This window comes from Algibacter sp. (assembly GCF_049667265.1).
GTDB lineage: Bacteria > Bacteroidota > Bacteroidia > Flavobacteriales > Flavobacteriaceae > Algibacter_B.
The window spans coordinates 1-10609 of record NZ_JBATHX010000062.1 but is presented as its reverse complement, the minus strand read 5'-3'; the positions used below and the strand labels follow the sequence as shown (position 1 = coordinate 10609).

Here is a 10609-nt window from a genome sequence, read left to right as displayed (position 1 = left end):
ATTTTAGCAAGTGATTTTATTGAATGTGATAAGGTGTTAGGTTATCATTATGATACTTTCGGTTATATTGAAATTGATCATGAAGATGCAAAGCGAAAATTCTTCGAAAAAAATAAAGATTTAATGTTATTAGAAATTGGAGAATTTATTGAATTATAAAACATAAAAAACACACGGTACATGAGGAAAATACTTTTACTGCTAGTCTTATTTTTTATTTCTAACACTTTAATTGCGCAAGTAGAAGAATCGAAAACTGGTGCGTGGTATATGTATTTTTTTAAGCACCAATTTAAAAACAGTCAATTTGGTATTCAAGGTGATTTACAGTATAGAAACTGGGATCTAGGTGGCGATTTGGAGCAGCTTTTAATCCGTTCAGGATTAACCTATAAGCCTAAAAATGCTGATATATTACTTACTTTGGGTTACGGAAATATTACAACTGGTCAATTTGGCCAAGGGAATGCAACAAGTTCAGAAAGTAGAATATATCAAGAAGCCTTAATGCCACAAAAAATTGGTAAGCGACTTCATTTCACTCACCGATTTAGGTACGAGCAACGCTTTGTTGAAAATCAAGATTTTAGAACACGCTACCGTTATAATTTATTCTTGAATGTTCCATTAAACAATACTTCTTTTGATGAAAAAACATATTATTTAGCTTTATATAATGAGCTTTTTATTAATGGTCAGACCGATATTGGGGATAACAGAGAAGTTGAATTATTTGATAGAAATAGAACTTATTTAGGTTTAGGTTATGTTTTAAACCCTAAATTGAAAATTCAATTCGGTTGGATGAATCAAAAAACGGTAACTTGGGGAAAGGGTCAAATACAATTAAGTTTACATCATAGTTTTTAACTAAATTTATGAAGGCAACTTACAATCAATATGTTTTAAATTTTAAACAAGCTAGCGGCACTTCTCGAGGCATTTTAAAAACTAAAGAAACTTGGTTTATTGTTATTGAATCTGATAATAAAAAAGGCATTGGTGAATGTGGATTGTTTAGAGGTTTATCAATAGATGACAGGCCTGATTATGAGGCTAAACTCCAATGGGTTTGCGAAAATATTGACCTAGGTTTAAGTGTTTTATTGAATGAATTAAATGAATTTCCTAGTATTCAATTCGGATTAGAAACCGCCTTCAAATCCTTAGAAAGTGAACCCCCATTTGAATTATTTCCTTCAAAATTTACACAAAGTGAAGATTCAATTGCAATTAACGGCTTAATTTGGATGGGTAGCGAATCTTTTATGAAGCAACAAATTTCTGATAAAATAAATGCGGGTTTCAGTTGTATTAAAATGAAAATTGGAGCTATTGATTTTCAAACAGAAATGAATCTTATAAAATCTATTAGAAAAGAATTTACTTCAAAAGATATCGAATTACGAGTCGATGCCAACGGCGCTTTTCATCCTCCCGAAGCGTTAGAAAAAATAAAAATATTATCAGATTTCGATTTACATTCTATCGAGCAGCCTATTAAACAAGGGCAAATTGCTGAAATGGCTTCACTTTGTGAAAAAACACCATTACCAATAGCTTTAGATGAAGAATTAATTGGCATTTTTGACGTCAATAAAAAACAGGAATTACTGCGAATAATAAATCCACAATACATCATTTTAAAACCTAGTTTGGTTGGAGGTTTTTCTGGAAGTAATGAATGGATTACACTTGCTGAAAACGAAACTATTGGCTGGTGGATAACAAGCGCTTTAGAAAGTAATGTAGGACTAAATGCAATTGCGCAATATACTTACACAAAAAAAAGTAGTTTGCCTCAAGGTCTTGGTACAGGAAGTTTATTTACTAATAATTTTGAATGCCCATTGCAAGTAAAAAATGGTAAATTGCGATACCAAAAAAATAAAGAGTGGAAATTTAATTTTTAATATGGATTACATACAACAAGCATATAAAGGTTTACATGATTTATGGCGCTATGTACTAGGAATTGTCATTATATTTTTTGCATGGCAATTAATAGGAATGATTCCTTTAGTAATTGCTTTAGCAGTAAAAATATTAGGAGATTCATCGGTAGGTATGCCAACAGGTATTCCTGAGATGAGTGCTGTTTTAGGAAGTAATTTATTTCTATTTCTTATGCTAATATCCTTTGCATTTGGGTTGTTAGGCGTGTTTTTAACTTCAAAATTATTACATAAACAATCCATAACAAGTTTAACAACCGCTAGGAAGAAAATTGATTGGAAACGGTTTTGGTTTATATTCATAATATGGGGCATTGTTTCAAGTAGTTTTGTGTTGGTGGATTATTATTTGAGCCCGGAAGATTATCAATTTAATTTTAAACTTCAACCTTTTTTAATTCTTGCTGTAATTGCCATTTTTTTAATTCCGTTGCAAACTAGTTTTGAAGAGTATTTTTTTAGAGGATACCTTATGCAAGGTTTGGGTGTGCTTTTTAAAAATAAATGGGCACCTTTATTGGTAACGTCACTAGGTTTTGGATTAATGCATATTGCAAACCCAGAAGTTGATAAACTAGGTCCAGTTATAATGGTTTATTACATTGGTACAGGACTATTTTTAGGAATAATAACTTTAATGGACGATGGATTAGAATTGGCCTTAGGCTTTCATGCAGCTAATAATTTATTTACAGCATTGTTGGTAACTGCAGATTGGACTGCCTTGCAAACACACTCCATATTAAAAGATTTATCAGATCCATCAGAAATGGCATTAGCAGAAATATTTGTTCCCGTTTTTGTTGTTTTTCCAATTTTACTTTTCATACTTTCGAAAAAATATAAATGGACAAATTGGAAAGATAAATTACTAGGAAACGTTGTAGAACCGCCAAATGAAGATTATAAAATTTTAGATTAAATAGATATGACACCAAATTATAAAAATGTACACGCAAAATTTAAGTTAGATAATTTAAGTTACAAGTATGAAGACCTTATGGAAATTGCCTATAGTTATATTAAGGAAGGTTTACCTTATCAGTATGAACTTGGAAACTTTCTATTAGATTGGTTAGATGAAAAAAATTATGTTATTGTTAAAACATCTGGTTCAACAGGGAGACCAAAGCAAGTTAAAATAAAGAAACAGGCCATGGTAAATTCTGCCATTGCTACTGGCGATTTTTTTAAATTAAAACCAGGGGATAAGGTATTGCATTGTTTGCCATCAAATTTTATTGCTGGTAAAATGATGATTGTAAGAGCTATTATTTTAGGGCTTGAATTAGATATGGTTGAGCCTGCCGTATTGCCTTTAATTGATTATGAAAAAGACTATACGTTTTCAGCTTTTACACCAATGCAACTCAAAAGTTTTGCTAAGTATTTAGAGAATATAAAATTTGTAATTGTTGGTGGTGGTAGAGTTTCAAAAGCTATTACTGAATTGATTCAGGATAAAAAACCTAAAGTTTATGAAACTTACGGAATGACAGAGACGGTTTCTCATATTGCGGTTAGAAAACTTAATAATTTTACAGGATCGAATGATGAAAAATTGTTTACAACAATATTAGGCATTAAAGTTTCGCAAGATGACAGAGGGTGTTTGGTTATTGATGCGCCTAAATTATCAGACAATAAAATTATTACCAATGATATTGTAAAGATCGTTTCTGAAACTAGTTTTGAATGGCTAGGCCGTTATGATAATGTTATAAATTCTGGTGGAATTAAATTGTATCCTGAACAAATTGAAGGTAAACTTCAAGATAAAATAGCTGGCGAATTTTTTATAGCTTCTAAACCTGATGATACTTTAGGAGATAAATTAATCTTAATCATTGAAGGTGATAAAAAAGTTATTGACGAAGCCAATTTTAGCGCTTTGGATAAATACGAAAAACCTAAAGAAATTTATTTTATCCCTAAATTTATTGAAACTAAATCAGGTAAAATTCATAGAAATAAAACTTTAGAAGCTTTAAAATTAAAATAATATACTAAGGTTTTCAAACCTTAACATTGAACTTTTTACTTATGGATTTTATAAAACGTGTTTTATCAACCGTTACAGGTATTTTTGTATTCTTAATTATTTGTTTTTTCGGGTTGATTTTATTGGGAGCTTTATTTGGTTCTAGCGGAGATGATGTGGTGAAGGTTAAAGCGAATTCAGTTTTAGAATTAAAACTTGATTTCCCTATTAATGATTACGCAGGTAAAACAGAGTTTTCAGATTATCCTTTTTTAAATGAGAATAAAAAAAATGGTCTTTTTAATATTATTGATGCTATTAATTATGCCGCTACCGATAATAAAATAAAAGGTATTTCAATTGATAATAATTTTATTGATGCGGGAATTTCTCAAACCAAAGCCTTACGCGGCACGTTATTAGATTTCAAAAAATCAGGAAAATTTGTTGTGGCATATGCTGATATTTATACGCAAAAAGATTACTACCTAAGTTCGGTTGCGGATACTATATTTATAAATCCGGTAGGCGCTATGGAGTTTAAAGGGCTGTCTTCAGAGCGTTTATATTTTAAAGATTTTCAAGAAAAAACAGGGTTTAAAATGGAAGTCATAAGGTTAGGAAAGTACAAAAGTGCTGTTGAACCTTTTATTGCAAATACCATGAGTGATGACAACAGAGAACAAATTACTGTGTATTTAAATTCACTTTGGGGTCAAATGAAACAAGACATTTCCGAAAGTAGAAACATATCTGTTGAAAGATTAAATAATATTGCCGATAGCTTATTGGCACGAAATCCAAACTTAGCAAAGTCGTCGCATTTAATTGATAAATTTGGATATCATGATGAATATGTTAATAGCATGAAATATGCACTTGGAGTTGATGTGAAAAAAGATTTAAACATCATTTCAATTGCTGATTATGCCGAACATGCAGCACTAAAAATAAATAATTATAGCAAAAATAAAATAGCCGTCATTTATGCTGAAGGCGATATTATTTATGGTGAAGGCGATATAGGAAGTGTTGGTCAAGGAACTATGAATGAATCTTTGACGAAAGCTAGAAATGATGATAAGATAAAAGCGGTGGTATTACGAATTAACTCGCCAGGCGGAAGTGCCTTAGCTAGCGAGCTTATATGGCGTGAAATTGAACTCACTAAACTAATAAAACCTGTAATTGTGTCTATGGGCGATCTAGCTGCCTCTGGTGGTTATTACATTGCATGTAATGCGGATAGAATTATTGCAGAACCTACAACTATTACAGGAAGTATTGGTGTGTTCGGAATGTTGCCAAATGGGAAGGATTTAGCGGATAACATGGGGATTAATGCGGAGCAAGTAGTAACCAATCAAAATGCAGTAACGTATAGCTTTTTTGAGCCTTTGAATGACACCCAACGCGAGTTTATAAAAGAAGGTATTTTAGATATATATCATTTGTTTTCTACTCGTGTTGCTCAGGGCAGAAATTTAACCAGAGAACAAGTAGAAAATATTGCACAAGGCCGTGTATGGACAGGTATTGATGCCGTAAATAATGGTTTAGTTGATGAGTTAGGTGGTTTAGATTTAGCCTTAAAATATGCGGCTGAAGCAGCTGCAATTAATGAGTATCAAGTAAGAGAGTTTCCTGTTTATGAGAAAGATCTTGATAAAATGCTTGAAAAATTTGGTATTACTAAAACCAAAGAAACCATTTTAAAAGAGGAACTGGGCGAGGAAAATTATAATATTTTAAAGGAAATAAAATCAATGTCTGAGAAAAAAGGGATTCAGTTGATGTTTCCTTTTAGTACTCATATAAAATAACTGATTACTACCAAATCAATATTAATTTAAAGAGGCTTTTTTATATAAAGCCTCTTTTTATTTCTTAAACCTGTAAAACCCCCAGATTAAATTTCTTTTCAATAGGAGCGTGGTTTGCAGCTTCAATTCCCATACTAATCCAAGTTCTAGTGTCTAATGGATTAATTATCGCATCTGTCCAAATTCTAGCAGCAGCATAATATGGTGAAACTTGATCATCGTAACGTTCCTTAATTTTATTATAAAGTTCGTCTTCTTTTTCTTTAGTAAATTTTTCGCCTTGCTTTTCAAGAGAGGCTTTTTCAATTTGAAGTAAAACTTTAGCTGCCGAATTCCCACTCATTACAGCAAGCTCTGCACTTGGCCACGCGAAAATTAATCTCGGATCATATGCTTTTCCACACATGGCATAATTTCCAGCACCATAGCTATTACCAATAATAACCGTGAATTTTGGTACTACAGAATTACTAACCGCATTAACCATTTTAGCACCATCTTTTATAATTCCAGAATGTTCAGATTTGCTACCTACCATAAAACCTGTTACATCTTGAAGAAATACTAAAGGAATTTTCTTTTGGTTACAATTTGCAATAAACCGAGTCGCTTTATCAGCAGAGTCGTTATAAATCACACCACCAAACTGCATTTCTTTAGGTTTTGTTTTTGAGCCTGTAGTTTTAACCAATTTGCGTTGATTCGCCACAATACCAACTGCCCAACCGTCAATTCGGGCGTAGCAAGTAATTATTGTTTGTCCGTAACCCGCTTTATATTCATCGTATTCAGAGTTGTCAACCAATCGTTTTATAATTTCATACATATCATATTGATCGGCACGACTTTTTGGTAGAATACCATAAATATCTTCTGGGTTTTCCTTTGGTTTCCTAGAGTCATTTCGGTTATAGCCAGCCTTATCGTAATCGCCAATTTTATCAATAATATTTTTAATAGTATCCAGAGCATCAGCATCATCTTTAGCTTTATAATCGGTAACTCCAGAAACTTCACAATGGGTTGTTGCACCACCTAAAGTTTCATTATCAATACTTTCGCCAATGGCAGCTTTCACTAAATAACTTCCTGCTAAAAAAATACTTCCAGTTTTATCAACTATTAAAGCTTCATCGCTCATAATAGGGAGGTAGGCGCCGCCGGCAACACAGCTTCCCATGACGGCTGATATTTGAGTAATTCCCATACTGCTCATAACGGCGTTGTTTCTAAAAATGCGACCAAAATGTTCCTTGTCAGGAAAAATTTCATCTTGCATTGGCAAATAAACACCAGCTGAATCTACCAAGTAAATAATTGGTAATCTGTTTTCAATAGCTATTTCTTGTGCACGTAAATTCTTTTTTCCTGTAATTGGAAACCATGCACCAGCTTTTACGGTAGCATCATTTGCCACAACAATACATTGTTTTCCTTTTACGTATCCAATTTTTACAACAACACCACCTGAAGGACATCCACCATGTTCCTTATACATTCCTTCACCTGCAAACGCAGCTATTTCAATAGATTTTGCTTTATCATCCAACAGATAATCAACACGCTCTCTAGCAGTCATTTTACCTTTGCTTTTGTGTTTCTCTATGCGGGATTTTCCACCACCTAAACTGACTTTTGCAAATCGTTTTTGTAGTTCTGATACTAAGAGTTTATTATGATCTTCGTTTATATTGAAGTTGATATCCATAGATTGATAATTTGTTACGAATTTACAAAACCAATTCCTGTATAAAAAGTGAATAATTTGTTAAATTATATTACATGGAATTATATTCCTTGGAATATAAAATTATATTTGATATATTTGTATTTTAAATAAAATTTAAAAGGATGAAACTAGATAAAATTATTTATTATTCTGCTACAGCAATACTGACATTAATTATGTTTTTTTCGGTGAGTATGTATTTTTTTAAGCACGAAATGATTAAAGGTGCTTTTGAAAGTTTTGGTTACCCAACCTATCTAATTTATCCTTATGCAGTAATTAAATTATTGGGTTTAGTAGCAATTTGGACACCAAGTTTTAAAATACTTAAAGAATGGGCGTATGCGGGATTCTTATATGCTTTTGTTTTAGCCTTTTTTGCTCATGTTATGGTAGCAGATGGAGGTCAAGGAACAGCCGTTGTAGCATTAATAGCTTTGTTGGTTTCTTATGTGTTTTATAAAAGAATAAGTAAATAAATACCAATTTAAAAATGAAAATGAAAAATATAATAGCATTTGCAGGAAGTAAAAGTAAAACCTCAATCAACAAACAATTAGCAAAATATGTAGCTGGTTTAGTAGAGGGTGTTCAGATTACAGTATTAGATTTAAACGAATTTGACTTACCAATTTTTGGTGTAGACTTAGAAAAAGAAAAGGGGATTCCTGAAAATGCTAGAAAATTTTTAGCGGCTATAAAATCATCTGATGGAATTGTGTTGTCATTAGCAGAACATAACGGAGCATATTCAACAGCGTTCAAAAATTTATTCGATTGGATGTCAAGGATTGATGGTAAGCTTTGGAGTGAAAAGCCCATGTTATTAATGGCCACATCTCCAGGGGCTAGAGGTGGAGCATCTGTTTTAGAAATTGCTAAAGGGCGATTCCCTTTTATGGGTGGAAATATTATAGCAGATTTCAGTTTACCGTCATTTGGAGAAAATTTTTCTGAAGGAAGGATTATTAATGATGACCTTAATTCAGCTCTAAAAATAAAGGTTGAAACATTTAAGAAAGCATTGTAACTTCAAACTGAGACTGAAAACTTTAAGCCATGGGAGATTTATCAAAAGATATCAATTCAAAATTTGCAAACAATAGAGTAAAAGCCCTGTTGAATATTATTTATACAGCAAATTGGATTACAAGTCATCAAAACGAATTTTTTAAATCTTATGGTATCTCACCACAGCAATACAATATTCTGCGAATTTTAAAAGGTGCCGGTGAGCCTTTAAATGTTCAGACCATAAAAGACAGAATGTTAGAACGTTCGCCCAATGCGACACGTTTAATGGATAAATTATGTGCTAAAAAATATATTAATCGTTGTCCTTCAGATAATGATAGACGGGTAGTTAAAATAGCCATAAATGAAGAAGGCTTAAATTTTTTAGAGTCTATTCCTATGAATTCAAATAGAGAATTAGTGAAGAATTTAAGTGAAGATGAAGCAGAACTTCTAAGTAATCTGCTAGATAAAATGCGATAATAAAAACAGTAAATCATGAAAACAGTCATACATAAAGCCGAATCCAGAGGGTTTGCAAACCATGGTTGGTTACAAGCAAATCACTCGTTTAGTTTCGCTAACTTTTTTGATAAAGATAAAATACAATTTGGTGCTTTACGAGTACTAAATGATGATATAATTGCACCAAAAATGGGCTTTGGAACTCACCCACATGATAATATGGAAATTATTACCATTCCATTAAAAGGCATTTTAAAGCATAAAGATAATATGGGTGACGAGTGGATTCCTGTTGTTCCTGGGGAAGTACAAATTATGAGTGCCGGAACAGGTGTGCAGCATTCTGAAATAAATGGGTCGAACACGGAGCATTTAAGTTTGTTTCAAATTTGGATTCTTCCGAATAAAGAAAATGTGAAACCGCGTTATGATCAAAAAACATTTGTTGCTGATGAAAGTAAAAACAAACTTCAAACCTTGGTAAGTTCCATAGATGAAAACCATTCAGGTAGTTTGAAAATTCATCAAGATGCCATAATTTCAAGAATTGATTTAGATAAAGGAGAAACTTTCGAATATCCAATAAATAGTAAAAATCATGGTGTTTATGTGATGACCATTTTTGGAAATCATACCATAAATGAAAACATTTTAAAAACAAGGGATGCCATTGGAGTTTCAGAAACATCAAGTTTCAATATTAAAGCTATTGAAGACTCCGGACTTTTATTTATTGAAGTTCCCATGATTTAATCTTTAAAATTAATGTTAGTAAAAAGCATCCGTTTATGGATGCTTTTTTATTTAAAAAAACGATATTTGCTTTCAGACTAACCAATAAAAAGTAAGAATATGGCAATGAATAAAAATACGGTTTTAGCTTGGGCCACCGTTTTAATGATTATAATGGGAGTGTTATTAATTTTAATGGGCGCCTATAGGTATAATGATGTTGCAGGCTGGGGCTTTGCTACCGTTGGCATAGGCTTTTTTGCTATTGCATGGGTTTTTAACGCACTTAAAGGTCGCGTTTAATAGACAGAACAACTTAACGAATTACAACAAACACGATGAGTGACGATAAAAAAGTGATTTTTTCAATGTCTGGTTTAACCAAGACATTTCCTGGTGCAAATACACCTGTTTTAAAAAATATTTATTTAAGCTTTTTTTATGGAGCTAAAATTGGAATTTTAGGACTTAATGGTTCTGGTAAATCAACTTTATTAAAAATTATAGCTGGTGTTGATAAGAATTTCCAGGGCGATGTTACCTTTTTACAAGATTATTCTGTTGGTTATTTAGAACAAGAACCACAACTTGATGATAATAAAACAGTTATGGAAGTGGTGCGAGAAGGTGCTGCTGAAACTGTTGCTATTCTTGATGAATACAATAAAATTAACGATCAATTTGGATTAGAAGAAGTTTATTCTAATCCAGATAAAATGGAAAAGTTAATGGCTAGACAAGCAGAATTGCAAGATCAAATTGATGCAGCAGGAGCTTGGGAACTTGATACCAAACTAGAAATAGCCATGGATGCCTTACGTACTCCTGAAGGTGATAAAAAAATCGGGATTCTTTCTGGAGGTGAAAAACGTCGTGTGGCTTTATGTCGCTTGCTTTTAAAAGAACCAGA

General features: G+C 32.2%; 12 protein-coding genes and 1 pseudogene. 12 read left to right on the top strand and 1 reads right to left on the bottom strand.

The features are described from left to right. From WBN21_RS02325 to sppA, 6 genes and pseudogenes are all read left to right on the top strand, one after another. Positions 1-159 (top strand): annotated as a pseudogene (locus WBN21_RS02325) (metal-dependent hydrolase); the annotation flags it as partial. A 21-nt stretch (positions 160-180) separates the two neighbouring features. Further along, entirely contained in the window at positions 181-870 is a 690-nt protein-coding gene (locus tag WBN21_RS02320; RefSeq protein WP_424197693.1) for a DUF2490 domain-containing protein, read from the top strand. A gap of 8 nt (positions 871-878) precedes the next feature. After that, positions 879-1913 carry an o-succinylbenzoate synthase gene (locus tag WBN21_RS02315; protein ID WP_424197692.1) on the top strand — a complete coding sequence of 345 codons (1035 nt, stop codon included), beginning with the start codon at positions 879-881 and terminating at the stop codon, positions 1911-1913. Between the two features lies 1 nt (position 1914). Beyond that, positions 1915-2877, top strand: coding sequence for a lysostaphin resistance A-like protein (locus WBN21_RS02310; protein WP_424197691.1), 963 nt, complete (start codon positions 1915-1917; stop codon positions 2875-2877). Between the two features lie 6 nt (positions 2878-2883). Then, entirely contained in the window at positions 2884-3957 is a 1074-nt protein-coding gene (locus WBN21_RS02305; protein ID WP_424197690.1) for an AMP-binding protein, read from the top strand. 41 nt (positions 3958-3998) lie between these two features. Next, the gene (gene sppA / locus WBN21_RS02300) at positions 3999-5759 is read left to right on the top strand and encodes a signal peptide peptidase SppA (RefSeq protein WP_424197689.1); all 1761 of its coding nucleotides are present in this window, start codon (positions 3999-4001) and stop codon (positions 5757-5759) included. Between the two features lie 64 nt (positions 5760-5823). Here sppA and WBN21_RS02295 read toward each other — a convergent pair whose 3' ends face one another. Further along, entirely contained in the window at positions 5824-7467 is a 1644-nt protein-coding gene (locus WBN21_RS02295; RefSeq protein WP_424197688.1) for an acyl-CoA carboxylase subunit beta, read from the bottom strand. Positions 7468-7610: 143 nt separating this feature from the next. Between WBN21_RS02295 and WBN21_RS02290 the strand changes: the two genes are divergently transcribed. The 6 genes from WBN21_RS02290 to WBN21_RS02265 form a co-directional block, all read left to right on the top strand. Further along, positions 7611-7967 (top strand): DoxX family protein, encoded by a 357-nt coding sequence (locus tag WBN21_RS02290; protein WP_424197687.1) that lies wholly within the window; start codon positions 7611-7613, stop codon positions 7965-7967. A 20-nt stretch (positions 7968-7987) separates the two neighbouring features. Then, positions 7988-8518, top strand: coding sequence for an NADPH-dependent FMN reductase (locus WBN21_RS02285; RefSeq protein WP_424197686.1), 531 nt, complete (start codon positions 7988-7990; stop codon positions 8516-8518). Positions 8519-8547: 29 nt separating this feature from the next. Further along, complete coding sequence (locus WBN21_RS02280) at positions 8548-8985, top strand: MarR family winged helix-turn-helix transcriptional regulator (RefSeq protein WP_424197685.1); 438 nt, start codon at positions 8548-8550, stop codon at positions 8983-8985. Positions 8986-9000: 15 nt separating this feature from the next. Further along, entirely contained in the window at positions 9001-9720 is a 720-nt protein-coding gene (locus WBN21_RS02275) for a pirin family protein (RefSeq protein ID WP_424197684.1), read from the top strand. Positions 9721-9819: 99 nt separating this feature from the next. Beyond that, complete coding sequence (locus WBN21_RS02270) at positions 9820-10002, top strand: CAL67264 family membrane protein (protein WP_424197683.1); 183 nt, start codon at positions 9820-9822, stop codon at positions 10000-10002. 35 nt (positions 10003-10037) lie between these two features. Then, positions 10038-10609, top strand: a 572-nt coding sequence (locus WBN21_RS02265; protein WP_424197682.1) for an ATP-binding cassette domain-containing protein, incomplete at its 3' end; no start/stop codon positions are given.

What these genes read in the sequence shown, in the direction of transcription:
- WBN21_RS02320 (WP_424197693.1), top strand. Translation starts at nt 181, where the DNA reads ATGAGGAAAATACTTTTACTGCTAGTCTTATTTTTTATTTCTAACACT.
- WBN21_RS02315 (WP_424197692.1), top strand. Translation starts at nt 879, where the DNA reads ATGAAGGCAACTTACAATCAATATGTTTTAAATTTTAAACAAGCTAGC.
- WBN21_RS02310 (WP_424197691.1), top strand. Translation starts at nt 1,915, where the DNA reads ATGGATTACATACAACAAGCATATAAAGGTTTACATGATTTATGGCGC.
- WBN21_RS02305 (WP_424197690.1), top strand. Translation starts at nt 2,884, where the DNA reads ATGACACCAAATTATAAAAATGTACACGCAAAATTTAAGTTAGATAAT.
- sppA (WP_424197689.1), top strand. Translation starts at nt 3,999, where the DNA reads ATGGATTTTATAAAACGTGTTTTATCAACCGTTACAGGTATTTTTGTA.
- WBN21_RS02295 (WP_424197688.1), bottom strand. Translation starts at nt 7,467, where the DNA reads ATGGATATCAACTTCAATATAAACGAAGATCATAATAAACTCTTAGTA.
- WBN21_RS02290 (WP_424197687.1), top strand. Translation starts at nt 7,611, where the DNA reads ATGAAACTAGATAAAATTATTTATTATTCTGCTACAGCAATACTGACA.
- WBN21_RS02285 (WP_424197686.1), top strand. Translation starts at nt 7,988, where the DNA reads ATGAAAAATATAATAGCATTTGCAGGAAGTAAAAGTAAAACCTCAATC.
- WBN21_RS02280 (WP_424197685.1), top strand. Translation starts at nt 8,548, where the DNA reads ATGGGAGATTTATCAAAAGATATCAATTCAAAATTTGCAAACAATAGA.
- WBN21_RS02275 (WP_424197684.1), top strand. Translation starts at nt 9,001, where the DNA reads ATGAAAACAGTCATACATAAAGCCGAATCCAGAGGGTTTGCAAACCAT.
- WBN21_RS02270 (WP_424197683.1), top strand. Translation starts at nt 9,820, where the DNA reads ATGGCAATGAATAAAAATACGGTTTTAGCTTGGGCCACCGTTTTAATG.